The 23,357-nt window shown below is 54.4% G+C and carries 24 protein-coding genes, 1 tRNA gene and 1 pseudogene; 9 read left to right on the top strand and 17 right to left on the bottom strand.

Features of this window, described 5'->3' with window-relative positions; all coding sequences use genetic code 11:
- Positions 1–10: 10 nt before the first annotated feature.
- The 5 genes from E3E30_RS09870 to guaB all read right to left on the bottom strand — a co-directional run bounded on the left by E3E30_RS09870 (position 11) and on the right by guaB (position 6,867).
- Complete coding sequence (locus E3E30_RS09870) at positions 11–1,567, bottom strand: DUF4932 domain-containing protein (protein WP_167729449.1); 1,557 nt, start codon at positions 1,565–1,567, stop codon at positions 11–13.
- A gap of 187 nt (positions 1,568–1,754) precedes the next feature.
- Positions 1,755–2,918, bottom strand: a complete 1,164-nt coding sequence (locus E3E30_RS09865) for an ABC transporter permease subunit (RefSeq protein ID WP_167729448.1) — start codon at positions 2,916–2,918, stop codon at positions 1,755–1,757.
- The gene (locus E3E30_RS09860) at positions 2,911–3,660 is read right to left on the bottom strand and encodes an ABC transporter ATP-binding protein (protein WP_167729447.1); all 750 of its coding nucleotides are present in this window, start codon (positions 3,658–3,660) and stop codon (positions 2,911–2,913) included. Before E3E30_RS09860 ends, E3E30_RS09865 begins: the two co-directional genes overlap by 8 nt.
- Before the next feature lie 95 nt (positions 3,661–3,755).
- Positions 3,756–5,297, bottom strand: a complete 1,542-nt coding sequence (locus E3E30_RS09855; protein ID WP_167729446.1) for a DUF4932 domain-containing protein — start codon at positions 5,295–5,297, stop codon at positions 3,756–3,758.
- A gap of 112 nt (positions 5,298–5,409) precedes the next feature.
- Positions 5,410–6,867: an IMP dehydrogenase gene (gene guaB / locus E3E30_RS09850; protein WP_042691049.1), complete on the bottom strand. Its 1,458-nt coding sequence runs from the start codon at positions 6,865–6,867 to the stop codon at positions 5,410–5,412.
- Positions 6,868–7,233: 366 nt separating this feature from the next.
- Between guaB and E3E30_RS09845 the strand changes: the two genes are divergently transcribed.
- Complete coding sequence (locus E3E30_RS09845) at positions 7,234–7,431, top strand: hypothetical protein (protein WP_240922688.1); 198 nt, start codon at positions 7,234–7,236, stop codon at positions 7,429–7,431.
- 83 nt (positions 7,432–7,514) lie between these two features.
- Here E3E30_RS09845 and E3E30_RS09840 read toward each other — a convergent pair whose 3' ends face one another.
- Positions 7,515–7,883 (bottom strand): type II toxin-antitoxin system PemK/MazF family toxin, encoded by a 369-nt coding sequence (locus tag E3E30_RS09840; RefSeq protein ID WP_167729445.1) that lies wholly within the window; start codon positions 7,881–7,883, stop codon positions 7,515–7,517.
- Positions 7,867–8,145 (bottom strand): ribbon-helix-helix domain-containing protein, encoded by a 279-nt coding sequence (locus tag E3E30_RS09835; protein WP_346765917.1) that lies wholly within the window; start codon positions 8,143–8,145, stop codon positions 7,867–7,869. Before E3E30_RS09835 ends, E3E30_RS09840 begins: the two co-directional genes overlap by 17 nt.
- Before the next feature lie 83 nt (positions 8,146–8,228).
- Between E3E30_RS09835 and E3E30_RS09830 the strand changes: the two genes are divergently transcribed.
- The 4 genes from E3E30_RS09830 to E3E30_RS09815 are packed head-to-tail and all read left to right on the top strand — an operon-like array spanning position 8,229 to position 11,422.
- Positions 8,229–10,226: an IGHMBP2 family helicase gene (locus E3E30_RS09830; protein ID WP_167729444.1), complete on the top strand. Its 1,998-nt coding sequence runs from the start codon at positions 8,229–8,231 to the stop codon at positions 10,224–10,226.
- 24 nt (positions 10,227–10,250) lie between these two features.
- A complete protein-coding gene (locus tag E3E30_RS09825; protein WP_042691044.1) occupies positions 10,251–10,472 on the top strand; it encodes a hypothetical protein in 222 nt (73 codons plus the stop codon).
- Complete coding sequence (locus tag E3E30_RS09820; RefSeq protein ID WP_042691043.1) at positions 10,460–10,792, top strand: PIN domain-containing protein; 333 nt, start codon at positions 10,460–10,462, stop codon at positions 10,790–10,792. Before E3E30_RS09825 ends, E3E30_RS09820 begins: the two co-directional genes overlap by 13 nt.
- A 30-nt stretch (positions 10,793–10,822) precedes the next feature.
- Positions 10,823–11,422 (top strand): hypothetical protein, encoded by a 600-nt coding sequence (locus tag E3E30_RS09815; protein ID WP_167729443.1) that lies wholly within the window; start codon positions 10,823–10,825, stop codon positions 11,420–11,422.
- On the opposite strand, the gene E3E30_RS09810 is transcribed toward E3E30_RS09815, so the two are convergent.
- From E3E30_RS09810 to thsB, 4 genes are all read right to left on the bottom strand, one after another.
- Positions 11,406–12,551 carry a hypothetical protein gene (locus E3E30_RS09810; protein WP_167729442.1) on the bottom strand — a complete coding sequence of 382 codons (1,146 nt, stop codon included), beginning with the start codon at positions 12,549–12,551 and terminating at the stop codon, positions 11,406–11,408. The two genes, E3E30_RS09815 and E3E30_RS09810, sit on opposite strands and share 17 nt — an antisense overlap.
- A 47-nt stretch (positions 12,552–12,598) precedes the next feature.
- Positions 12,599–13,282, bottom strand: a complete 684-nt coding sequence (locus tag E3E30_RS09805) for a multidrug transporter (RefSeq protein WP_167729441.1) — start codon at positions 13,280–13,282, stop codon at positions 12,599–12,601.
- Positions 13,266–14,147 (bottom strand): ABC transporter ATP-binding protein, encoded by an 882-nt coding sequence (locus E3E30_RS09800; protein ID WP_167729440.1) that lies wholly within the window; start codon positions 14,145–14,147, stop codon positions 13,266–13,268. Before E3E30_RS09800 ends, E3E30_RS09805 begins: the two co-directional genes overlap by 17 nt.
- 65 nt (positions 14,148–14,212) lie before the next feature.
- Entirely contained in the window at positions 14,213–15,850 is a 1,638-nt protein-coding gene (gene thsB / locus E3E30_RS09795) for a thermosome subunit beta (RefSeq protein ID WP_167729439.1), read from the bottom strand.
- Positions 15,851–16,000: 150 nt separating this feature from the next.
- Between thsB and E3E30_RS09790 the strand changes: the two genes are divergently transcribed.
- Positions 16,001–16,723 (top strand): hypothetical protein, encoded by a 723-nt coding sequence (locus E3E30_RS09790; protein WP_167729438.1) that lies wholly within the window; start codon positions 16,001–16,003, stop codon positions 16,721–16,723.
- On the opposite strand, the gene E3E30_RS09785 is transcribed toward E3E30_RS09790, so the two are convergent.
- Positions 16,666–17,412 (bottom strand): anaerobic ribonucleoside-triphosphate reductase activating protein, encoded by a 747-nt coding sequence (locus tag E3E30_RS09785; RefSeq protein WP_167729437.1) that lies wholly within the window; start codon positions 17,410–17,412, stop codon positions 16,666–16,668. The two genes, E3E30_RS09790 and E3E30_RS09785, sit on opposite strands and share 58 nt — an antisense overlap.
- A gap of 22 nt (positions 17,413–17,434) precedes the next feature.
- The gene (locus E3E30_RS09780; RefSeq protein WP_167729436.1) at positions 17,435–19,279 is read right to left on the bottom strand and encodes an anaerobic ribonucleoside triphosphate reductase; all 1,845 of its coding nucleotides are present in this window, start codon (positions 19,277–19,279) and stop codon (positions 17,435–17,437) included.
- A 302-nt stretch (positions 19,280–19,581) separates the two neighbouring features.
- Here E3E30_RS09780 and E3E30_RS09775 point away from each other — a divergent pair, with 302 nt between their 5' ends.
- Positions 19,582–20,601, top strand: coding sequence for a tetratricopeptide repeat protein (locus tag E3E30_RS09775; protein ID WP_167729435.1), 1,020 nt, complete (start codon positions 19,582–19,584; stop codon positions 20,599–20,601).
- Here the strand turns inward: E3E30_RS09775 and E3E30_RS11425 are convergent.
- The 4 genes and pseudogenes from E3E30_RS11425 to E3E30_RS09755 all read right to left on the bottom strand — a co-directional run bounded on the left by E3E30_RS11425 (position 20,598) and on the right by E3E30_RS09755 (position 22,113).
- A pseudogene (locus E3E30_RS11425) lies at positions 20,598–20,822 on the bottom strand (DUF2283 domain-containing protein). The gene E3E30_RS09775 and the pseudogene E3E30_RS11425 sit on opposite strands and share 4 nt — an antisense overlap.
- Positions 20,823–20,879: 57 nt before the next feature.
- The gene (locus tag E3E30_RS09765; protein WP_042691023.1) at positions 20,880–21,155 is read right to left on the bottom strand and encodes an elongation factor 1-beta; all 276 of its coding nucleotides are present in this window, start codon (positions 21,153–21,155) and stop codon (positions 20,880–20,882) included.
- 17 nt (positions 21,156–21,172) lie between these two features.
- Positions 21,173–21,346 carry a zinc finger domain-containing protein gene (locus tag E3E30_RS09760; RefSeq protein WP_050003902.1) on the bottom strand — a complete coding sequence of 58 codons (174 nt, stop codon included), beginning with the start codon at positions 21,344–21,346 and terminating at the stop codon, positions 21,173–21,175.
- Positions 21,347–22,035: 689 nt separating this feature from the next.
- Positions 22,036–22,113: transfer RNA gene (locus tag E3E30_RS09755), tRNA-Arg, on the bottom strand.
- 91 nt (positions 22,114–22,204) lie between these two features.
- On the opposite strand from E3E30_RS09755, the gene E3E30_RS09750 reads away from it, so the two are divergent.
- Both E3E30_RS09750 and E3E30_RS09745 read left to right on the top strand, forming a co-directional pair.
- On the top strand, positions 22,205–22,570 hold the full coding sequence (locus E3E30_RS09750) for a BlaI/MecI/CopY family transcriptional regulator (protein WP_042691021.1): 366 nt from the start codon (positions 22,205–22,207) through the stop codon (positions 22,568–22,570).
- Positions 22,571–22,576: 6 nt separating this feature from the next.
- Positions 22,577–23,356, top strand: coding sequence for a M48 family metalloprotease (locus E3E30_RS09745; protein WP_042691020.1), 780 nt, complete (start codon positions 22,577–22,579; stop codon positions 23,354–23,356).
- Position 23,357: the final 1 nt, after the last annotated feature.

Here is a 23,357-nt window from a genome sequence, read left to right as displayed (position 1 = left end):
ACGGCCAAGCTCAGCCCATCGAGTAGAACCCAACTTCCCAATAAGTTTCCCCTCTAATCATATAGCTTTGCCATTGTATCCACTTGGTCATCTCCCTGGTTCCGTAGCGGTCGAGGCCCGCAATAATGAGTACGTATTCTTTCGAGTTCCAGGGGTTCCGAATCGTCTCAATAACTCCAAAGACCCCCAAAGGAACTGACGAGTTGGGTGGGATTACGCTTATGTTGTTCTCGGTTACCCGAAAGGCCGTGAAGTTCTCCACCGCGTTCGGGTTCCTCCTCAGGAGCCAGGAGCCGTTGAAGGCGAAGCGCACGGGCAGGTTTTCGTTGAGCCGGGCGGTTATGGCGTTGGCAACGGGACCGCCGATGAGTATAAGGTTGCCCCTCAAATCCTCATCGGTCAAATTTCCGTCCGCCTTGACCACGATTGAATGGGCCCCACCGTAGAGCTTCATGTAGGTTTCCCTGAGGCGGTCGGCGAGGGAGTAAGCCGTCTCCCTGTCGTACTCGTTCCCGCTCTCATCGGGGTTCTGCGTCCCGTAGACGATGACAAGCTTTCCAAGGTAACTTGCCCTGTCCAGTACGCTGGGCTCCACAACGGGAGCAACCTTCCTGTAAAATGCGCTCACGTTCTCGGAAGTTGCCCACTCACCCATGTGCCGGGCCAGAGTTGGTGCGTACTGGTAGAGGGTCTCATTGAGTTCTTCCGCCTTTCTGTACTCATCGAACAGGTTCCAGAAGGGCAGGAACATGGCCGACATTGCCTTAGCCCTAAAAAGAACGTAATCCCCTGGCACTCCACACCTCAGGGCAATGTACTCCGCGATGCTCTCTGTGAAGAGCTCGTTGAGGTACGTGTGAAAGGAACTGTAGTGACCCGGGTCGTAGGTCGTGGTAGTCGGGAGTTCGTTCCGCACTTCCTGGAGGTAGTAGCTCATGTTCTCAAAGGTCCTGAAGTTCCGGTCGAGAAAGTCTCGAACAAACGGATGGGTGAACTCGTGGAGTGTCGCCACGACATACGAAAGCATCGTGACATTGTTCGTGTAGTACAGCCCTCCAACGTAGTACACCGTCTCGTTCTCAAAAACGACGTGAGGATGTATGTGAAGCGAATACGAGGCCTCAACCCTGAAGGATTCGTAGGTGTGGCCAAAGAGCCTTTCGTATTCCTCGGGGACACATTCCAGGTATCCCACCAGAGGGCGGGTTATTTCCTCATACTCACTCCTGTGGGCGCTGTAAAAGGTCATGAAATCGCTTTTCCGGGCAAAATTCGCCAGCAGTTCCAGTTCACCAAGGTTGGTCTCGTTCGGCAGGTAACCCAGCAGGGCCAGCCTGCTACTGAATTCCATGATTCCATTATCTCTAGCATAGAGTGGCAGGGAGCTGTTGAAGACCTCGCGGATGTACTTAACGGCCGGGTCGTCCCTGTAAGGCGCGAAATATGTCAAAACATCGCTGATGTAGTCTTTTGGCGCCGTTATGAAGTAGTCGCTTCCGTTGAAGGCAAGAATGTAAAGGACGGCGAAGAGCTCAAGATTGGGGTTGATTTCAATGGAGGGGGCCACATAGCATCCGCTGGAACTCTGGGAACTCTCCTCCGAAGACAAAACTCCAGGTAAGGAAACAAACTGAAATTGAGAGAGCACCAGAACGAGTGAAAGTACAAGGAAACACCTCCACCCCTTCACCGGTCATCACCACAGATAAGATTTATGATATGAAGCTTCTTTTATGCATAATTCCTCCGGAACATCAAATCTTCACCCTTACCAGCCACCTGAGCTTGCCCGCGTCTATGCTCTTCGTCATCAGCGCGCCGCTCTCGAAGACCCACACCGCGAGCCTGAGCACCACCGCGTTCCACAGGAGGAGGTAGATGAGCGCCCCGAGGGCCGTTATGTAGTTGCCACTCGTTGCGCTCAGGAACGCAAGTATCGGGGCGTAGCCGGGGTCGGCCTTCACGAGCAGAGCGGCCACACCAGAAACGTCGAGCCCCATGAAGATGACAAAGAGGGGGATGAGATAGAGCACCTCGACGAGCCCGGCCACGCTGAGGGCGCTCCTGACGTCGAGGGTGAAGAGGGAAACTAAGAGGCTCGTCAGGAGCATCAGGACGAAGAGCAGGAAGGTCCCGGCGGAGAGGAAGATTAGAGGAACTGTCCCGACCGAAACGCCGGCGGAGTGCCCTGAAGAATGCTTTGAAAACAGCGAGGCCAGACAGAACGAAGCTGATAAGGAAGCGAGCACGAGCAGGCTAAAAACCACAGAGGCGAGGATTTTTCCAAGGATTATTGACCTGCGCAAGACCGGGAGCGTGAGAAGGGTTTCGAGGGTCTTGCCCTCCTTCTCCATCGCGACCGAGGCCGCTATCGCCTGGGCGGCGTAGATTCCAATGACAAAGAGCACGAAGGGGACCGCGAGGGCGCCCCTGAGGAGGGCCGAGACGTAGCGCGAGGGCTCTATGCTGAGGACGTCGTTTCCGACGTAGAGCCTGAACTCGGGCCGTATCGATGGCAGAACGCCCTCCCCAAAGCGCAGAACCAGCGCCTTCAGCGTGCCGGCGAGCTTGACAGTCTTGAAATCAAAAACGGACGAGAGCCTCGTCCTTATGAGCAGGTGCGGGGAGCGACCTTCTTCAATCGCCTCGGAGAAGCCCGCGGGGATTACGAGCGTAACCGGCGAGTTCTCATCGATAGCGATTCCGTTCCTTTCGAGGAACGCGACGAGGGCCGTTGAGTACTTCCCGGAGTCCTCGTTGATAACGCTAACTGCAAGCCGAGATGAATGCGAGGAAGACTGGAAAACCCCAAACATAGCTGGTAGGAGGATTAGGGGGAGGATTACAGCCGTGACGAGACGCCTGTCCCGGAGGATGTCCATGAGCTCCTTCCGGAACATGAGCCACAGCTCACCCACTGACAACACCCCCGGAGACCCTCATGAAGACCTCTTCGAGGTTTTCGGCGTTGTGCCTCTCCCTCAGCTCCTCCGGCGTCCCGGCTTCCACAATCAGCCCCCTGTGTATTATCGCCACCCTGTCGCATAGGAACTCGACCTCGAGCATGTTGTGGCTCGAAACGAGGACTGAAACGCCTTCTTCATTGGAGAACTCCTTTATACGCTTCCTGATTTCATAGGCGTTTGCCACGTCGAGGCCGCTCGTCGGCTCGTCGAGGATGGCCAGCTCCGGTTTGACCATTAAAGCCCGCGCGAGGAGGAGCTTCCTCACCATTCCCTTCGAGTACGTCGCGACCCTGTCGTAGAGCCTCGCTCCGAGGCCCGCTATCTCGATTCCGAGCTCGAGCATCTCATCGGCGTCTTTTCCTGTCGCCTGGGAGTACAGCCCGGCCATGAAGCGGAGGTATTCAAGCCCCGTCATGCTCCTGTAGGCTCCCGCCTCCTCCGGCAGGTAGCTTATCAGCTTCCTGACCTTCTCGGGCTCCTTAACGACGTCGTGCCCCATCACTTCAGCTTTTCCCCTGTCCGGCGGGAGAAGCGTGGCGAGAATTTTCAGTGTGGTGCTCTTCCCTGCTCCGTTCGGCCCGATGAGGCCGAATATCTCGCCCTCGCCGATGGAGAAGCTCACACCCTTCAGGGCCCACACGCGCCCGTAGGCCTTTTCGAGGTTTTTCACGAGGACCGCAGGCTCGCTGGACACTCCGCCCACCTCTGGGGGTTCCAAAGATGTCAGACTGGGAGTTGGATAGGATTACTTATAAGAATTGCGTTTCTTGTGTGTTCGCTTCCCTTTTTTCACCCGAACGCGACGGCCCTCTTTAGGCTTGTTAGATAGACGAAGTAGTGGTAGTTCATCAGGTCCTCGCCGCTGTTTCCCGAGGGCTTTCTGTTGAAAACATCAGGCGTCCCGGTTATCAGCAGGATATAACTCCCTCCCCTCGGGTTCCTCAGGGCCTCAACGAGGAAAACTCCTTTAGAATATTCAACCCCATCGAGAACGACAGAATTACCCCGTATCTCCATGTATCCCTTGAGCTTGCTGACAGCGGGGGAGTTCAGCGGTGCGATGACAATAACGTTGCCGCTTTCGAGCCCCTTCGTGAAGGTTACCTTAAAACCAGCCTTTTTGAGGGTCTCAACGTAGCTTTTAACGTATTCGCTGTTCGAGAGATTTCCGGCAACGTACAGCTTAACGCCCTCCGTTTTAAACGCCATGAAGGCCATTCTAATGGTCGGTTCCGGGGAAACGTTCTTCCAGAAGCCCTCCTTATACCAGTTGCCCATCAATCTCGCGAGCTCGGGCATGAAGCTCTCGAAGGTGGGGTATTTTTCTTTATTGGGTATGTATTCCGTTAGGTACGCCCGATAAACCCTCCCAACGAGGTAGAACCCAAGGGCTTCCTGGCCCTTTATGAACCTCTCAGCGCTCTGGTTTCCCTCCGTTTTGAGGATGTAGTAAGCTTCAAACGCCCGGACAAAGGTCTCATCAAGGTAGGTCTTCCAGCTGGCGTATCCCATAGAAGTCATGACGTCTTTCACCGGCGAGAACATTTCCTCATACTCCTTAAACTCCCGGTAGTGTCTCCCCACCGCGGGATTGACGAAGCTGTGGGCAAGCTCGTGGGTGGAAGCACTGCAGTAGGAATAAGTCCCGTTGGAGAACGAGCAGACGCCGAGGAACGCGTAAACGGTATTGTTCGTCCACCCGCCGTAGCTGTAGTACACTTCCAGAGGCTGAAGGACAAAAATCCAGCGGCTCTTTTTCTCCCTAAAGAAATTCTCCTCGAAGCGGGGGAGGCTGAAAACGTCCGGATTCTCCTTAAGGAACAGCCCTATCTGCTCCCTGTAAAACTCTTTGTGGCTCTCGTAGAAGGCTGAAAAGTTCGAGTCCTGGGCGAAATCTTTTATGGCTGTGGCGAGTTCGTTGAGGAGCTTTTTATCCCCGTGAACTCTTCTCACTAGGTATGCACTCCACTCCGTGGAGTTCAGCTCCATTGCAAACTTGGGAATGGCGTCGTACCCCAAACCCTCCCTCAGGGCTTTTTTAGCGAGGAGCACCGCCCTGTGATTTCCGTAGGGGGAAAAGTAAGACCCAGCCTCCCGGGAGTAGGGAGTAGCGTTGTTGGAGTTCCAGCCAGCGAGGTGGAAAACAACGTTTGTCAGCTCGGTGTAGGGGTTCACCTCGACACAGACGTTGCCGGAGCACTCGGAAACCGGGGAGAGGTTGAGCTGAAAGTCCGGCTTCGGTGGAACGTGCGATTGGGCAAGGTAAAAGGCGAAGAGGAGCGCAAGCAGAGACAGGGGGACGAGCACGTGTTTGGCCCGGGGCACTCTCATTCCTCCTCTCTGGCGTTTGAATTTCTTAGCATGCCCATGATTCTTGAATTGTTTTTCTTTTAATCTTTTAAGACTTCCAGAGAAAAGAAGTGGAACAAAGAGGGATTGAGAATCACTTCCCAAGCGGATAGTTCGGGGCCTCGTTTGTGATGAGTATGTCGTGCGGGTGGCTCTCCTTAACTCCCGCCTGCGTTATGATGACGAACTCGCCCTTCTCCTTCAGCTCCTCGATGTTTCTCGCCCCGACGTAGCCCATTCCCGAGCGCAGGCCGCCGACGAGCTGGTAGAGAACGTCGCTCACGCTTCCCTTGTAGGGAACGACGCCCTCAACGCCCTCCGGGACGAACTTCCTGGTCTTCATGTGGCCCTTCTGGTAGTACCTCTCGGCCCCGCCCTTCATCATGGCCCCGAGCGAGCCCATTCCGCGGTACTGCTTGTAGCGCCGTCCGTTGATTACGACCTCCTTGCCCGGCGCCTCCTTGGTTCCAGCTAAGAGGGAGCCCAGCATGACCGCGTCTGCCCCGGCCGCTATGGCCTTGACTATGTCGCCGGAGTAGCGGATTCCACCATCTGCTATAACGTGAAGCCCGTACTCGCTCGCTCTGTCCGCTACGAGCGCTATCGCTGTAACCTGCGGGACGCCAACACCGGCCACGACGCGGGTGGTGCATATACTTCCGGGCCCGATTCCAACCTTGACAGCGTCGGCGAAGGTTAAATCATCGACGGCCTTCGGGTTGGCGATGTTTCCAACGATAAGGTCTGCATCGACCGCTTTCCTTATCTCCTTCATGGCTTTGATAGCCTTGAGGTTGTGGGCGTGAGCGGTATCGATGACGATGACGTCAACCCCAGCCCTATCAAGGGCCTTCGCTCTTTCAAGGTCAAATGGACCAACCGCCGCCGCAACCACCAAATCGCCGTTCTCGTCCCTGACGGCGTTCTTGTACTTTCTTCTCCTCGCCAAATCGCTCATCGTGATTATGCCAACGAGCTTCCCTTCAGAGTTCACAACAGGAAGCCTGTCAATCCTGTGCTCGAACATCAGGTTGAGGGCTTCCTCTGCCGTTACGCTCTCTGGAACCGTTATCGGCTCGCCGGTCATTACTTCCCTCACAAGCTTTCCCGGCTTGACGGCAATGTCCTTCTTGCTTATAACGCCGACAACTTTTCCGTCCTCGACAACCGGCAGGCCGTCGATGTCGTTTTTCTCCATCAGGAAGAGGGCGTAGTCAATCGTCTCGTCGGGTGAAATCGAGATGACGTCCTCGACGATGAAGCGCTCGGCGCGCTTGACCTTCCTGACCTGCTCGACCTGTTCGCTTATGCTCATGTTCCTGTGGATTACTCCTAGTCCACCTTCCCTCGCCATCGCGACGGCCATCTCCCACTCCGTCACAGTGTCCATCGCGGCGCTGAGAATTGGAATATTAAGCCTTATCCTCGGCGTGATTCTCGTCGAGACGTCAACGTCCTTCGGCTCGACCTCGGTCGGCTGGGGTATGAGAAGAACGTCGTCGAAGGTGTAGCCCTTAATAGCATTAACAAGTTTGTGTTCAAACTTCCCCATTCCTCTCGGACCTCCGCGTCCTTTTTAACATGAACTTGGAGGGCATTTTTAAGGGTTTCGAGCGAGTGATGGCCTGTAAATTCGTCACGTCTAACCGCAGTAATGTGACATTATGACAAAGGGGGTAGGATTTTCGGTGAAGATTCCGTCTAGTGTACAAAAAAGCTCCCGAAAAGCCAATATAGAACATTGTAGTCCGCTCTACGGTGATTGCCATGAGGAGGGGTTACGAAATTCAAAGGAGGGCTTCAGAAAAGCTCAGGGGGGAGGGCCAAACCATTCGTTAGCGCAAGGTCTGAGGAGTTGCTTTTCGAGATTCTAAAGGAAGGTCTCTTCTGGGCCGCCCTCGGGAAACCGTCGGAGGTCATGCCGTTTCTGAGGGGGAAGTTGCTGGGCAACGGATTCAGTGAGAGCTCCAAGAGACAGCTCGAGTGGCTTCTCGACGAGCTTGAGAGGTTCTACGAGCGCGTCGCCTGCTGTGGCAGGGTTGAGGAAAGGCACGTCAGGGCAATCAAGTCCTTCCACAGGGACATCGTCTCGGTGATAGAGACGGACGGGGCTTAGCTTTTTAACCCCTTCCTTCTACCCTCTCAGGGATGATGAGGGAAGTTTCGTCCGAGCGGTGAGGAAACTCGCATGGGCTGACCTCAAAGGCCAAAGGTTCTCCTGAGGCCTTCTTTAACTTCAGCAATCTTTTCTTCCTTCAGGACGCCGAGGCGCTTTCTCACGAGCTTTTTATCGAGGGTGAAGACCACGTAAGGCTTCACGATGCTCGGCTTTATCGGTCTCGTTCCGGGATAGCGGGCAACGTCCCGGTCGGTTATTAAAACGTTGTACTCGGCAAAACCGCTCCCGAGGTTCGACGTTATCTGGAGGGCTATGACGGCGTTTGAAACCCCGTTAAGTTCTTCGTTCGAAACGATTAACGCGGGCCGAAGCTTCCTCCCAACTAAATCAATGAAAGGGAACTCAACGAGAACTACCTCCCACTGGCGGAGCTCATTCCTCGGGCTCATATGGAATTCCTCCAACCTCGTCCCAGTACTCGTCGGCCTCGCTCTCCCAGTCCTCTCTGAGAATCTTCTCAACGGCCTTCAGATAGGCCCTCCTCTCAAGTTCTTCATCTAAACGCTCGTCGAGAAGAAAGCGGCGGAGGGCATCTTTAATTACCTCGCTTCTGCTTGAGTACAGGCCCTCTTCAACGAGCCTGTCCATCCTCTCCGCGAGACCCTTTGGGATTCGGGCCGAGACTTTAACAGTCGTCGTCACTTCGTTCACCTATGTCCCCATTTGTCGGACAAAATATAAGGGTTTTCCCAACCTTTTAAAAGGAGAGTTGTTAGTCGTAGCCGGGAAGAAAAATGAACGAAAACGAGAAGCTTTCGAAGTTCATCGCCAAGCTCAAGGTTCTCATCGAGATGGAGCGGAAGGCTGAGATAGAGGCCATGAGAGCCGAGATGAGACGGCTCAGCGGTCGCGAGAGGGAGAAGGTTGGAAGGGCTGTTCTCGGCCTCAACGGAAAGGTAATCGGCGAGGAGCTCGGCTACTTCCTCGTCAGATACGGGCGCGAGAGGGAAATCAAGACGGAGATAAGCGTCGGCGACTTGGTCGTGATAAGCAAACGAGACCCGCTGAAGAGCGATTTGGTTGGAACCGTCGTCGAGAAGGGGAAGCGGTTCATAACAGTGGCTTTAGAGACCGTCCCGGAGTGGGCGCTGAAAAGCGTTAGGATAGACCTCTACGCCAACGACATAACCTTCAAGCGCTGGCTTGAGAACCTTGAAAACCTCCGGGAGAGCGGGAGAAGGGCTTTAGAGCTCTACCTCGGCCTGAGGGAGCCTGAAGGGGGTGAGGAAGTCGAGTCCACGCCCTTTGACAAGAGTTTGAACGCGAGCCAGAGGAGGGCAATAGCGAAGGCCCTTGGAAGCCCGGACTTCTTCCTGATTCACGGGCCGTTCGGGACTGGAAAGACGAGGACACTCGTCGAGCTGATACGGCAAGAGGTGGCGAGGGGGAACAGGGTTTTAGCAACTGCCGAGAGCAACGTGGCCGTTGACAACCTCGTCGAGAGGCTGGTTGATTCCGGTCTGAAGGTCGTCCGCGTCGGACACCCGAGCAGGGTCTCCAAAAAGCTCCACGAGACGACTTTGGCCTACCTCATGACCCGGCACGAGCTCTACGGCGAGCTGAGGGAGCTTCGCGTAATCGGGAAGAACCTGAAGGAAAAGCGCGACACCTTCACGAAACCCGCTCCGAAGTACAGGCGCGGGCTGACCGACAGGCAGATTCTCCGCCTGGCCGAGAAGGGCATAGGAACGAGGGGCGTTCCAGCTCGCTTAATCCGCGAGATGGCCCAGTGGCTTAAAATCAACGAGCAGGTGCAGAAGACCTTCGACGATGCGAGGAAGCTGGAGGAGAGGATAGCGAGGGAGATAATAAGGGAAGCCGACGTCGTTCTGACGACAAACTCTTCGGCCGGGCTGGAAGTGGTTGACTACGGCTCCTATGACGTTGCGATAATAGACGAGGCCACGCAGGCGACGATACCGAGCGTGCTCATCCCAATCAACCGCGCGGGGCGCTTTGTTTTAGCTGGCGACCACAGGCAATTGCCCCCCACGATACTCAGCGAGAAGGCAAAGGAGCTGAGCAAGACTCTCTTCGAGGGCTTAATCGAGCGTTATCCCGGAAAGAGTGAGATGCTGACCGTCCAGTACAGAATGAACGAACGCCTAATGGAGTTTCCCAGCAGGGAATTTTACGACGGTAGAATCGAGGCGGACGAGAGCATCAGGAGAATAACGCTAGCCGATTTGGGAGTGAAATCGCCGGAAGATGGAGATGCATGGGCTGAGGTGCTTAAACCAGAGAACGTGCTCGTCTTCATAGATACTGCCAGAAGAGAAGACCGCTTCGAGAGACAACGCTATGGAAGCGAGAGCCGTGAGAACCCGCTCGAGGCGAGGCTCGTGAAGGAAACCGTTGAGGGTCTCCTGAGACTCGGTGTTAAGGCTGAATGGATTGGCGTCATAACGCCTTACGACGACCAGCGCGATTTGATAAGCTCGCTTTTGCCTGAAGAAATAGAGGTCAAGACGGTGGACGGCTATCAGGGCAGAGAGAAGGAAGTCATAGTTCTCTCCTTCGTCCGCTCGAACAGGAAGGGTGAGCTGGGCTTTTTGAAGGATTTGAGGAGGTTGAACGTCTCGCTGACGAGGGCGAAGAGAAAGCTGATTCTGATAGGCGACTCCTCGACGCTGAGCTCGCACCCGACCTACAGGAGGCTGGTGGAGTTCGTGAGGGAGAGGGAGACGGTGGTTGATGCCAAAAGGTTAATAGGAAAAGTTAAAATCAAATAGAGCAAAGTTGTTATGGGTGTTGAGATGGGGAAAATCATAACTCTCTCCGTTCCAGACTGGGTTGATGAGAAGAAGTTCAGGGAGGCCTTTATGAGGGCGTTACTTGAGAGTACCCCCGAGAGAATGAACGGGGAGGAGCTGAGAAAGTTACTCGGGATTAAAGAGACCGAAGACGAAATCGAAGTTCCTGAAGGGGTTGAGAATTTAAGAAAAAAGGACCGGGAGCGGGTTAAATGGCTGTCATAGACACAAACGTTGCCATAGAGCGTCTCAGAAGGGGAGAGAAAATCCACGAGAACATAACCGGGGTTACATTCGTTGAGTTTCCGAGGATTGTGAGGTACTCACGCTTTAAAGGGGACGTTCTGTTTCCAAACCTTGACGATTATCTTCTCGCTCATGAGCTTCAGGAAAAACTCCTCAAGCGAGGCAGTCCTCAAGGCTTTGCAGATTTGCTCATAGCGGCTATATGTATTAATCGGGGCGAAGAGCTGATAACATACGATTCCGACTTTGAAGAGATAGCGAAAGTCTCTTCTCTGAAATTGATTCTCCTCAAACGTTAAGCCTTTAAACTTCTTCCATAACTCGAAACCATGTTCCTCTACACGAAGAACTTCGAAGAGCAGAAGGCGAAGGCGATGGAGGGCCTCATGCAGGCCTTGAGAGAGGGCAAGGTTGACGAGGACATAATAACCCTGCTCGAGAAAATCAACGCGCTTGAGAACTACTTCACAACCTCCTCCTGCTCGGGCAGGATTTCGGTCATGGAGATGCCCCACTTCGGCGACAAGGTCAATTCCGTCTGGCTCGGCAAGTGGCACAGGGAAGTTACCATCGAAGAGGTTTTTGAAGCGATTGGAAAGCACAAGTCCGGCCAGCTCTGGTTTCTTGTCCGGAGTCCTATCCTCCACGTTGGGGCGAGAACTCTGGAGGACGCCGTTAAGTTGCTTAACCTCGCGATAGGGCTGGGCTTCAAGTACAGCAACATCAAGAGCGTGAGCCACAGGAAGCTCCTCGTCGAGATTCGCTCGACCGAGAGAATGGACGTCCCGCTCGGCGCGGACGGCGAGCTGTGGGTGAGCGAGGACTACATCAGGAGAATTGTGGGCATAGCGAACGACCAGCTGAGGAGGTTTAAGGGAAAGCTGAGGAGGCTAGAGGAAGAGGTTGGAAAGCTCAGCCAGAGCCAGTAAGAAGGGCCATTATTACGCTTATCGCTATCGAAACGAGTTCCAGCAGCTCATCGGAGCGCAGGGGAATTGCCCTTATCGTTTCAAGAGCCCTCTCGATTTCGTCGAGCAGTTCGTAGGCCTTCTCGTTCCCACCGGAGTTTATTAAGCCAATCCTGATTTTGTGAAGGTAAGTAATGGTCTCTTCTTTTATCGCTGAGACAAAACTCGACGCCATGTGCATTAGCACCCCAAAGAGCACTAAAGAACCCAATAAAAAGCCCCAACCGGAGATTAGTCCTGCATCGTTTTGGGGTATGCTCGTATACTTTGTAACCACCACGTAAACAGCCGAGAGTACTGAAACGGCGAGCAGAGCGGAAGCCACCGAAAGTCCTGGTCCAAACAGCATTTTAATCTGCCTTCCAAGCTCAACAAAACTCTCGGCGATATTCGTCAAAGGCTTGATACAGTTGGTGGGAGTCATCAAACAGGGGCTTTTCTTTGAATCAGCAAGCTTACCGAGTTCCACAACGGGTGAAACCTTTGTCGAGTTCAGAGACCGTATAACGGAGAGATAACCAACAAAATACGCCATAAATGAGGCCCAGTATGCGTATATCCACACCAAAAGGGCGTAGTAGGTTAGACTTAGGATAACACGAAGATAAAATGCCCAAGGGGCGTGGGTCTTAACGTACGGGGAAAGGTAACCAAGGAAGTCTACCCAGCCGCTGAGACCTAAACGAAGGATGTCAAGAAGGATAACCCCAATCATTACGAGTACCGAACCCAGGACAATTTTATCATGGTACTCCCATGTTTTTAAACGTTCGTTAGGAATACCCAAGAGCTTAACGTCTCGATTAGCCCCTCTAGAACGTGAATCTTCATTCTTCCAGTGCTCCAGAGTCTCAATGAGGTTGATTGCGGGCTTGGAGAAGATTATAATTCCGAGGATTGTGACGAGAATAGGACCGTAGGGAGTGTCTAGGTTCAGGTTGATAAACGGGAAGTGCGGCTTACCCGAGGAGAGCACCGAGAGAACGAGCGAAATAACAAGTTCAATCAGGATAATCCGCCAGTACCTTTTGGAAAGACCAAACCATTTGGGGTCTCCCGTGGATATATCCTTGAAATCCGGCACGGACATCCACACACCTCCAAACTTCAATTGGAAAAGCGGTTTTAAAGCCGTTTTCACTCCTCAATCCCCGCGAACCTGAGTAGGAATGCCAGACCAAGAACTCCCCAGAGGAACGTTGTTATGAGGGATGCCCTTCCTCCCGTCCCAGAGAGAACCTGGGAGGCACTCACGGTCGGGAGGAATACCAAGATTTTTGCAAGCCACCCCGGAAGAACGCTCGCCGGATAGTAAACCGGTGGAAAGACCGTTAGTCCGGTAACGAGAAGGTTCGAGAGCCTCATCACCCTAATCGGCTCCTTTCCCTTAACACCCAGGAGGAAGCCAATTCCGGCACTCCAGAGCCACAGCGCCGCTATCGCCGCGAGCATTCTCGAGAAGGCATCAACTCCGAGTCTCCAGACGAGTATCGCCGTTAACAGGACGACGTAGGGCAAAGCCGGAACACTCATCCCGAGGGAAATACCAAGGGCCTTTCTCCAGTTGCTTCCAGGTAGGCTCATGATTATGTCGTAGAACCGCGAGCGGGTCTTCATCCCGACAAGCTCTATCGCAAGGTCCGCTATACCAACTCCAACGACGAAGCTCACCAGCGCACCAGCTAAAGCGGTGTTCAGGAACTTTCCCCCGCTGACGACGTAGACTATGAAGATGAAGGAAAGGGGCTGGAGTGCGAAGCTGAGGAGCGAGAACCTGCCCCTCGTGAGTGCCCTGGCGTAGTACTCAATGATTGCCATCATCGAGACCACCCGCAATGAAAACGTCCTCTATGGTGAGTTCCTCGACCTTAAAGGGCACGCCGGCCCTTTCAAGGACCTCAACGGCTTCTCTCTCCTCAGCCTTCGAGCGGATGTAGACGTAGGTATTCCTCCCGGCCCTCCTCGTCAGGAAGCCATCAAGACGGACCTCGCCGAAGACGACGACCTTTGAATGAAGCCCCCTGAGGTATTCACCCGCAATCCTCTCCGGCCTTCCGAAGGCCTCAACCCTTCCCTCCCTTAGGAGAAGAACGCGGTCGCAGACGCTGGATATCTCGTTGAGGTAGTGGCTGGTGAGAACTATAGTCGCTCCCTTAGCTCTCTCGCGGAGAACTTCCCAGAGCTTGAGCCTGCTCTCCACGTCAAGGCCAACGGTCGGCTCGTCGAGGAAGTACAGCCCGGCATCGGTAGATAGCACCATCGCGAGGAGAACCTTTCTCATTATACCGCCGGAGAGCGTTGAGACGGCCTCGTCCGCGTAGCTTATTTCAAACTCCTCGAGCGCCCTTTTAACCCTTATTCGAGCCTCTTTTCTCCCAACGCCGCGCATTCTGAGATAGTAATAGACGTAATCCCTCGGCGTGAGCGTGTAGAAGTGGGCTTTGACGTCCTGCGGAAGGAGGACGAAGAGTTCTTTCGCCTCGCAGGGGTTCCTTCCAAAAACTCTAACCTCTCCGGAGTCGGGCTTCAGGAGGCACGTCAGAATTCGTATCAGCGTCGTCTTTCCAGCACCATTCGGCCCGATTACGCCGACTATCTCGCCTTCCTCGATGGAAAAGGAAACGCGGTCGAGGGCCACCTTTGGGCCGTAGAACTTCGAAAGGCCTTGAACCTCAACGGCGAACATACGAGAAGAGTTCTCGCGGAACTAAAAAGGATTTTGGAAGTTAAAGGGGAGAAGAATCAAAGCCTTCAGTCGAGGTCGCTACCGAAGTCGTTGCTTCCGCCCTTGTCCTCCTTGTCCTTCTCGAGCTTGCTGGCGGCGATGACGTCGTCGATTCTGAGTATCATTATTGCCGCCTCGCTGGCGCTCTTGATGGCTTGCTTCGGAACGCGGAGCGGAGCGATGACGCCCTTCTCCATCATGTCGGCCGGCTCGCCCTCGAAGACGTCGACACCGATGGTCGGACCCTTCTCCTTGTGGGCGGCGATGACCTTGACGAGGGTCTCGACCGGGTCGAGTCCGGCGTTCTCGGCGAGGGTTCTCGGGATGACCTTAAGGGCCTCAGCGAAGGCCTCGATGGCGAGCTGCTCCTTGCCGCCGACCTCCTTGGCGTACTCGTCGAGCTTGATGGCGAGCTCAATCTCCGGGGCACCGCCGGCCGGGAGTATCTTGCCGTCCTCAACGATGTCCTTGACGACCTTGACGGCGTCCTCGAGGGCCCTCTCGACCTCGTCAACGACGTGCTCGGTTCCACCGCGAATGAGTATGGTGACGGCCTTCGGGTTCTTGCAGCCCTCGACGAATATCATGTTCTCGCCGGCAACCTTCCTCTGCTCGACAAGCTCAGCCTCACCGAGGTCCTCCGGGGTGAGGTCGCGGACGTTGGTCACAATCTTGGCGCCGGTGGCCTTGGCGAGCTTCTCCATGTCGCTCTTCTTGACGCGCCTGACAGCCATTATGCCGTACTTGGCGAGGTAGTGCTGAGCCAGGTCGTCAATGCCCTTCTGGACGAAGACGACGTTCGCTCCGACCTCCTTAATCTTGTCAACCATCTCCTTGAGCATGCGCTCCTCCTGCTCGAGGAAGGCCTGGAGCTGCTCTGGGCTGGTAATCCTTATCTCCGCATCGGTCTCGGTCTCCTTGACCTCGAGGGCGTCGTTGATGAGCGCAATCTTGGCGTTCTCAACCCTCTTGGGCATGCCGGGGTGAACGACCTCCTTGTCGATGACGACACCGCGGATGAGCTGGGTCTCCCTAACGGAGGCACCCTCCTTCTTCTCGAACTTGATGTTGTCGAGGTCAACCTTGTACTTGTCGCCGACCTTCTCGGCGACCTGCCTGACGGCCTCAACGGCAATCTCGGCGAGGTACTCGCGCTCCTCCTCGGCGGCCTTTCCGGTGATTGAAGTCACAGCGGCCTTCTTGAGGGTCTCAACGTCGTCCGGGCTGACCTCCTTGGCGATGCCCTCAAGAATCTCCTGGGCCTTCTCGGCGGCAAGGGCGTAACCCTTGATGATTATGCTCGGGTGAATGTTCTGGTCAAGGAGCTCCTCAGCCTTCTTGAGGAGCTCGCCAGCAATGACGACGGCAGTGGTGGTACCATCACCAGCCTCCTTGTCCTGAGTCTTGGCAACCTCAACCATCATCTTCGCGGCCGGGTGCTGGATGTCCATCTCGTCAAGGATGGTGGCACCGTCGTTGGTGATGACGATGTCGCCAAGGCTGTCAACCAGCATCTTGTCCATACCCTTCGGGCCAAGGGTGGTCCTTATAGTCTCGGCAACGATTCTAGCGGCGAGAATGTTAAGCCTCTGGGCGTCCCTTCCGACGTACCTCTGGGTTCCCTCGGGCAGAATAACGACCGGCTGTCCAGCGAGCTGGGCCATCTCCCCTCACCCCCTCCCTTTTTCTTTTTTACGGGATGAGGTTTTTTAGTAACCTTAAGTGCCTCCGCGTTATCATTCCTTTGGCCTATTTATAAGCTTTTCGGTGAACTGTCAGACAAGACTTATAAATCCCTACTAGAAAGAGTAATCATGAGCATGAGGAAGCTAATCCCAATTGTGGTACTCACCCTCGCCGTGGCATTGGTAGCGTATAGCCAATTTCAAGCTGGCGGGCTGGAAAAATACCTTGAGGACATCAACCAAAACCTCGACTACGTAGCCGTCGTCAGAGTATACAACTTCACGACCCTCGTCCTCAAAGAGGGAAATCACTATCTCGTGGTTGAAGAACCCGACGCATCGGGAATATGGAGCCTGTTCAACGGGACCGGGAAGACAGTCAGGTGGACGATATGCGGCAGGGGCGGCCAGAACAACGGAACCCAAGAGATTCTGGGGCCGGTTGTCTTTATGAACTACCTCCTTCCGGTCCTCAACGGAAGTCCACTCTACGACAGGAACGTCACTTGGGGGAACCCGATTGAGGTCACACTCGTCAGAAAACCCGGAGTTCCACCTTACGAGAACGTCACAATAAATGACACCAAATACGGCCCTCAGACGTTGCAAATCCCAGTGAACGACTGGATTAGGGCCAACTTAACAGTCTCGGACGGGAGGCTGAAGAAGGCAGTGATAACCTCAAGGTACCCTGACTACTTCAACTTCAGCACAAGCACCGTCAGGGTCGAGATAGAAATCGTGTATCGGGGAGAAAAAGACTACGAAAAGCTGAAAGCGCGCGTTGTGGAGCGCTACACGGAACTGCTAAGGGCCTGTCCAGGGGAACCCTCCATAAACTGGTTAACATGAACGGCAATGCCAAGTTCCTCAAGCCTCTCCCGCAGTTCCTCAACCTCTCTCCCCGGCCAGCAGTGTTCCGAGCACCAGTCCTCGTCCCTGGGGTTCGTTAAAGGCCTTCCAACGAGTGGATTCAGGACAACGTAGAAGTCAGTCTTCACACTCCTAAGACCCTCTTCAATGTAAGGCCACGCGTCAAAGCCCTTCGCCACAGGAATTCTGAGTTCGAGAGGGATTCCGTAGTCCGAAACGACCTCAAGACCCCTCAGGAAGAGCCTCCAGAGCTTTTCCGCGGGCTTTTCGGGGAGACCGTATAGTGCCGGAGGAGCCTTGAGGTCGGTTGCTATGTGCTCCACCAGGTCAGCCTTCAGGAGCTTTTCAAGGGGTCCAACGAGGGTTAGGTTCGTGTTGAGGCTTACTGGGACGTCCAGAAGCTTAACCTCCGCGAAGAGCGAGCTTAGCTCCCTCCACTGCATCAGCGGTTCGCCCCCGGTGACGTGGAAGTAGTCAACGAGAAACGCGCTCGCCTCGAGCTCGTCGAGGAGGGCTTTTCTATCGAGGGGGAAGCAGTCGAGGCCTTCCGCTATGCGCCAGTTGTGGCAGAAGGGGCACCTGAGGTTGCATCCGCAGAGCCAGAGCGTGAAGGTAACCTTCCCGTGAACGTCGACCATGCTGACGCTCTTCCACCCGCTCGTGAGCATAGAAACACCCCCAGAAAAGAAATCAGGGAGAGTAGTGCCTCCTCGTCCAGAACTCCTTCTTCCTGAAGGGGTTCCAGTTCTTGAGCGGTCTGTAGTAGCCGATTATTCTGCTCCATATCTCGACGTTCTCGCTCCCGCAGCGCGGGCAGTGGGTGTGCAGGCCGGTAGTTGAGTAACCGCAGGCGTTGCAGACGGTTATTGCGGGAGTGTAGCTCCAGTAGACGAGCTCCGTTCTCATGAGCCTCTTAGTGAGCTTCGCAAGGGCTTCGGGGTCCGGCTCTTCGCCGAGGAAGATGTGCATCATCACCCCACCTGTGAAGCTCCTCTGGACCTTCTCCTCAATCCGTATTCTGTCGGCCAGCTCCAGGGAACCGTAGTAGGGCGCCACGCTGGTCGAGTAAATGGGGTTCTCCGGGTCGCTGAGGTACTCTTTCAGCTCCGAGAACTCGCGGAGGTCCTTTATGGCGAGCTTCGCCGCGGCGCTCTCACCGGGAACCTCTTCCACGTTCCAGGGCGTTCCGGTTTCCTTCATCCACTCCCTCGCTTTGGCAGTCGCGAACTCCACCATCTCCTTCATCAGCTCCGCAGCTTTCAGCCAGTCCTTTCTCGTTCCCTCTTCCCAGAGCTTCGGCTCGTTGAGGTAAATCGAGGCCGCCTCCGGAAGGCCGAGGATTCCGACGGTGTTGAAGTGACTGCTCGGAAACTCTTCAAGGTAGAGGTGAATCATGCTGTACATATGCCGGTAGGAGGTGATAAGCCTCACGTAGCGCTCCCTGAACCAGTCCGTTGTTCTCCTCACGACTTCGAGAACCCTCTCATACTCTTCCCAGAACTTATCGTCGTCTCCTCTAGCCTTAAGGGCGAGCCTCGGGAGGTTTACGGTCGTAACGTTCACCGAGCCGGTGACGTCGGGCATCGCCCAGAGTCCGCCAAAGCGCCCCCTCTCAAGCCTCTCCAGCGCTTCCTCCTCGGCGCTCTTCCCGGAGACGCCGAAGGCAAAGGCCATCTCCGTCTTGTCGATGGCAATCCTGCAGCACATCGCGTAGCTCGCGTCCGGGTCAACGACGTTCGTGTTCAGCCAGTAGAAGCTCCCGCGCTTCGACGCCGTTCCAAAGACCGCCTCAAATATTTCGGGGTCGTCCCAGAGCATCTTGGCAGTGACCATCAGCGTCGGAATCGGGAAGGTGAAGGGCTGGCCGAGCGCGTCTCCCTCGCGGAGGACCTCAGTTAGGGCTATGAAGAACTCTTTGGCTTCCCTCTCATACTCGCCGAGGGGTTCGGCCTTCTCTCCAGCGTAAACCGCGTGGTCGCCCTCGAGCATCTTTTTGGGAGCGTCAAGCGTTACGGTGAAGTTAGTGAATGGAGTCTGCATCCCCACCCTGCTCGGGTAGTTGAGGTTGTAAACCAGCCTTTGAATCTGCTGTCTGATTTTACGCCTGTCTAAGCCCTCTTTTCTGATGAAGGGCCCAGCGTACCACTCGACCGAGCTCAAAGCCTGGGCACCGCTGAAGTAGTGCTGCATCGTTATGAGGTAGTTCGCTATGTGGTCGACGTAGGTGTCGAAGTGCCTGGCAGGTCTTGAGACTATGGTCGGAGTCTTGAGACCCTTTTCGAGGAGCCTCGCGGTGCTGTGGCCAGTGCAGTAGGGGATGTAGAGGCTGTAGGGGAGCTTGTGAATGTATATATCGCCAGAGAAGTGCGCCTCCCTGCCCTCCTTCGGGACCAGTAAGATGCTCTCCTTTAAGGCCTCCTCCATCACGTAGGCGAAGAAACCCGTCGGGCCAGGGTATCGGTTGGCGTTCTCCAGAACGTCCAGACTGCTCCAGCCCGCGTACTCCTGAATGATGTCCTTCTTTACTGCCTCCATCTCGACCACCTGGATAAATTGTCCAGGTTCTTGAATTGTGGCCACGGCCTATAACCCTTCCCTTTGGATACCTGGACATAATATCCATTACCCGGGAAGAAGTGCGGTGAAACGATGAACTGAGTAAAAAATCAATGAACAGACGACGAACAAAATGACAATCCGGTCGGGTTGAGGGATTGAATGCGACGGTAACTTGTCGAATATCCAAAATTAGCCCGACAATTTTACCGAACTTTTTTGGTTTTATGGATACCATAGCTTTTTAACGGGTTCGGCCAACCGAAGGGCGGTGATGTGAAATGGACATCAAGAAAGAGTGGGAGAAAGCTTTGAGCGAGAAGGACTGCGAGAAACTGCTCGAGCTCTTTGACGATTACATCGACTCAATAGAGACCGAGGAGGAGCTCAGGGAAGAGCTCAAGAGGCTTGGAGAAGTTGCTGTTCAGTGCAACGACCCCTACGACCTGCTCCACGAGATTGGGCACGTTTACGCTCACCTCGACGACGTCGAGAGCGCGATAAAGCTCTACAAGCGGGTCGTTGAGAAGAAGGACGACCCCGAGGAGTACGCGACGGCGCTCTACTACCTTGCCGATGCCTACGAGCACTTCGGAATGCCGGAGAAGGCGATAGAGACGTACCAGAAACTCCTTGAGCACGAGGAGAACGTCCTGAAGAACGACAAGGAGATAGCGCTGACGTTAGCGAACCTCGCGGTGAACTACGACGAGCTCGGCGAAACGGAGAAGGCCATAGAGCTGATGGAGCGTGCGAGAGAAATATTCGAGCGCATAAACGACGAGAAGAACAGGCTCATAAGCCTGCTCGACCTGGCGCACTTCCACTACGAGCTCGGGGACTACGACACAGCAGAGGCGCTGATTAAGGAAGTCTTAAGGAACCCGCGCGACGACGAGATTGAGATAAACGCCAAGCTTGTCGAGGCCGAGATTCACGCGGGCAGGGAAGACTACGACAGGGCTTTCAAGGCCCTTCGCGAGGCCCTGCTGAAGGCAATCAACGTGAGCGACGATATATTCGGCGTCGTTTTCGACACGCTGGTTGACTTCATCGAGGGGCTGTTCAACGAGAACGCCTACGACACGATAGCGAGGAACATGGAGACCTTTGCCGAGCTCTTCGAGGACGACACAAGGCATTTCTTCAGGGCAATAGCAGAGCTGGCGCGCTGGCGCGCTGGGGACGAGGAAGCAAAGAAGCGCTTCGACGAGCTTTACGCGAAGGTGGAAAACGAGGAGCTTCGTTCGATACTCGACGAGTGGAAGAGGCCGAAGCTGAGCCTGAGTTTGGGGCTTTAAGTTTTTGCCTCTTCTTTCAATCCCTTTGCATAACGCTCTATCTCAAGGAGACTCCTCCGAATTACGTTCTCGCCGGCGTTCCAAATCTCTATCCCAATTACGTTTCCCTGCTCATCGTACTCGAACTAGATGTCCTCATTTACCTCATCGGTATCCGCTACCGGACCCTCCTTGAGGAGAATGTAGAGAATATCGGCCTTGGGGTCGTATCTAATCTTCATAACGAGCAAATCACAAAAAGAGCTCAAAAATGTTACTCAATAAGAAATAGAGGGAATTCAAATCCTCGAAACGGTCTCGACCTCGGCGCTCTCGACGTTCTCGACGTTCCTAAAGGCCTCGAGAACCTGGTCGAGGTCGTAACCTTCTTCGTCCTTGGCCAGGACGTAGAACTTGAGGGCGACGAGACCGAACGCTATGGGCTCGCGCTCGACCTTGGCAAGACCGAACTTCTCGGGGAGAGCCTCCTTGAGCTTGGCCTCGAGCTCGTCGAGGTTGACCTCGGGGTCGGTCGGCATGACCTTAACAACCGCAACCATATTGTAGTCGCTCATCTTTTTCACCTCCTAGTTCACGGCCCCTCCCATCCGCACTTGGGGCACTTGTAGGGAACGCTGAGGACCCTGCAGGATTCGCAGCGCCAGATTATCGCCTCGCCACAGTTCGGGCAGACGAAGTGAGTGGCGTGCTCCCTTGGGGTTATCTCCTTTCCGCATGAGGTGCATACGGGTATCTCGAACTTCATCTCCACTGCGAACACCTCCAAGAAAGGTGGTTTTTAAATCTCTGGTGAGCGTTGCCCGGCCGATTTATAAGCTTTTCCCCGGGCAAGATTCACAACGGCCTTTGAGAAAGCGTGACCAAGGAAACTTTGCCTACAGCCTTTGAGAAAGGCTGGCGAAAGGAACGCCCTTCTCACCAAAGGGCAAAAAGTCAGTCGTGCACTAACGAAGAGCAAGTTCATACAGGGTTTAACACCAAAACTCCTTGAGATTGTTTCAAATTCCTATCGGCGTCCTTCGGACGCCTTCAAAGAGAGAAAATCCTCACAAAAAGGAGCAAATCCAATAGAAACCCCTTCAAAACCTGCACTCTTAAAAAGGCACCTCATCTTCCGCCAGCGCTTGCGCAGGAAGCTTTTGAAAAAAGCTTCACCAAAAGTTAGTAGCTCCTGATCGAGGGCTCAAGTAGAGCAGATTTTGCTCACAAAATCGCGCATCCTCAATAGAGAACACATCCAAAGAACACCTACAAAAGAGGGTTTGCTCTCTTCTTGACGCCCTTCGGGCGTCGATTTTAAATGTAAACCCATAAGCAAGAGGCAATTTGAAAAGTTCTCACTCTCAAAGTGGCCATTCAATAAGAAAATCACTCAAAATAGCTTTCCAGAAGGAGCTACCAACTTTGATGAAACTTTGCCCAGCAAAGTTTCTATGGCGGGCCGGGCGGGATTTGAACCCGCGACCTTCGGCTCCGGAGGCCGACGCTCTATCCAGGCTAAGCCACCGGCCCACCCCGGGATAAATACAGGCCGGGACTTAAAAATCTTAACCCGGGATAAAGCTTTTTAGAGTTCGCGAGAAGAATAAACTAGGTGAACGTCATGGAGCCCCACGAATTCAAGCTCACCGAAGAGGGCATCAAAGCCGTTCTCCCGCCCCTCGAAGCCGAGATAATGGAGCACATGTGGAAGGTAAAAGTGGCAACGGCAGGCCAGGTTTACGAGTACATGAAGGAGAAGCACCCCGAGATAAGGCGCTCTACGATAAGCATCCTGATGAACCGCCTCTGCGAGAAAGGGCTCCTCCAGAGAAGTGTTGAGAAAGGCAGGGGCGGTATGAGGTATGTCTACTCAATAACGACGACGAGAGAGGAGTTCGAACAGAAGGTCGTCCAGAGCATCCTCGACGCTCTGATGACGAACTTCAGGGAGGCAACCTACGCCTACCTGTCAAGGATAAAGAAGTGATGGGCGATGCTCTACGTGATACTCGCCCTTGAGGTTCTCCTAGTCGTTGAAGCCCTCGGAGACCTCGGGGTTGCGATGGCCGGCGGCGCAATGGCGTTCCTTGGTGCACTCTACATCTGGGCAACGAGACACAAGTTCGGAGAGAACCTAATTCCCCTCGAGAGGGAGGAAATGCCCTGGCTCTACGACGGCATAGCTGAGCTCGCCGAGAAAGCCAAAGTCCCAATGCCCAAGGTCTACCTGCTCGATGATTACATACCCAACGCGTATTCCTTCGGCAACACGATAGTCCTCTCCCTGGGTCTCTTTGAAGTGCTCGACGAGGATGAGATAATCGCCGTCGCCGCACACGAGCTGGGTCACATAAAGAACCGCGACACCAAGTGGTTCCCGATGGTAACCTACGGAAGGTGCCTCATGATGATAACAACGCTGGCACTCCTCATAGCAGGAAGCATCCCGGTCAAGGGGGCTGCAACTGTCCTCTACATAGCGTACGAGCTTGCAAGGAGCGACTTTATGAAGAAGAGGGAATTCCTGGCAGATGAAACGGCCCTCAGATTGCTCACCATACCCATGAGTCTCAAGAGGGCCCTTGAGGAGCTCAAGTACTACGAAGACCTCAGGATGAACGTCAAGGTCAACGCGGTTCCGAGCATAGAGCCGGGCATAGAGAGGGAAAAGCGTTTCGCGTTCTTCACCGAAACCCACCCAAGCTACGAGGAAAGAATCCTTAGGATAACGTTTGAGATGAACAACCTGATGAGGATGAAGCAGGTGCAGTGAT

Origin of the sequence: Thermococcus sp. 9N3 (assembly GCF_012027685.1) — an archaeon.
GTDB lineage: Archaea > Methanobacteriota_B > Thermococci > Thermococcales > Thermococcaceae > Thermococcus > Thermococcus nautili.
The sequence above is the reverse complement of the archived record's forward strand: the minus strand, read 5'-3'. Positions and strand labels throughout refer to the sequence as shown.

Excerpts from the sequence above, each read along its gene's own strand:
- E3E30_RS09855 (WP_167729446.1), bottom strand. The coding sequence starts at position 5,297 with ATGAGAGTGCCCCGGGCCAAACACGTGCTCGTCCCCCTGTCTCTGCTT.
- guaB (WP_042691049.1), bottom strand. The coding sequence starts at position 6,867 with ATGGGGAAGTTTGAACACAAACTTGTTAATGCTATTAAGGGCTACACC.
- E3E30_RS09845 (WP_240922688.1), top strand. The coding sequence starts at position 7,234 with ATGCCGTTTCTGAGGGGGAAGTTGCTGGGCAACGGATTCAGTGAGAGC.
- E3E30_RS09840 (WP_167729445.1), bottom strand. The coding sequence starts at position 7,883 with ATGAGCCCGAGGAATGAGCTCCGCCAGTGGGAGGTAGTTCTCGTTGAG.
- E3E30_RS09830 (WP_167729444.1), top strand. The coding sequence starts at position 8,229 with ATGAACGAAAACGAGAAGCTTTCGAAGTTCATCGCCAAGCTCAAGGTT.
- E3E30_RS09825 (WP_042691044.1), top strand. The coding sequence starts at position 10,251 with ATGGGGAAAATCATAACTCTCTCCGTTCCAGACTGGGTTGATGAGAAG.
- E3E30_RS09820 (WP_042691043.1), top strand. The coding sequence starts at position 10,460 with ATGGCTGTCATAGACACAAACGTTGCCATAGAGCGTCTCAGAAGGGGA.
- E3E30_RS09815 (WP_167729443.1), top strand. The coding sequence starts at position 10,823 with ATGTTCCTCTACACGAAGAACTTCGAAGAGCAGAAGGCGAAGGCGATG.
- E3E30_RS09810 (WP_167729442.1), bottom strand. The coding sequence starts at position 12,551 with ATGTCCGTGCCGGATTTCAAGGATATATCCACGGGAGACCCCAAATGG.
- E3E30_RS09805 (WP_167729441.1), bottom strand. The coding sequence starts at position 13,282 with ATGATGGCAATCATTGAGTACTACGCCAGGGCACTCACGAGGGGCAGG.
- E3E30_RS09800 (WP_167729440.1), bottom strand. The coding sequence starts at position 14,147 with ATGTTCGCCGTTGAGGTTCAAGGCCTTTCGAAGTTCTACGGCCCAAAG.
- thsB (WP_167729439.1), bottom strand. The coding sequence starts at position 15,850 with ATGGCCCAGCTCGCTGGACAGCCGGTCGTTATTCTGCCCGAGGGAACC.
- E3E30_RS09790 (WP_167729438.1), top strand. The coding sequence starts at position 16,001 with ATGAGCATGAGGAAGCTAATCCCAATTGTGGTACTCACCCTCGCCGTG.
- E3E30_RS09785 (WP_167729437.1), bottom strand. The coding sequence starts at position 17,412 with ATGCTCACGAGCGGGTGGAAGAGCGTCAGCATGGTCGACGTTCACGGG.
- E3E30_RS09780 (WP_167729436.1), bottom strand. The coding sequence starts at position 19,279 with ATGGAGGCAGTAAAGAAGGACATCATTCAGGAGTACGCGGGCTGGAGC.
- E3E30_RS09775 (WP_167729435.1), top strand. The coding sequence starts at position 19,582 with ATGGACATCAAGAAAGAGTGGGAGAAAGCTTTGAGCGAGAAGGACTGC.
- E3E30_RS09765 (WP_042691023.1), bottom strand. The coding sequence starts at position 21,155 with ATGAGCGACTACAATATGGTTGCGGTTGTTAAGGTCATGCCGACCGAC.
- E3E30_RS09760 (WP_050003902.1), bottom strand. The coding sequence starts at position 21,346 with ATGAAGTTCGAGATACCCGTATGCACCTCATGCGGAAAGGAGATAACC.
- E3E30_RS09750 (WP_042691021.1), top strand. The coding sequence starts at position 22,205 with ATGGAGCCCCACGAATTCAAGCTCACCGAAGAGGGCATCAAAGCCGTT.
- E3E30_RS09745 (WP_042691020.1), top strand. The coding sequence starts at position 22,577 with ATGCTCTACGTGATACTCGCCCTTGAGGTTCTCCTAGTCGTTGAAGCC.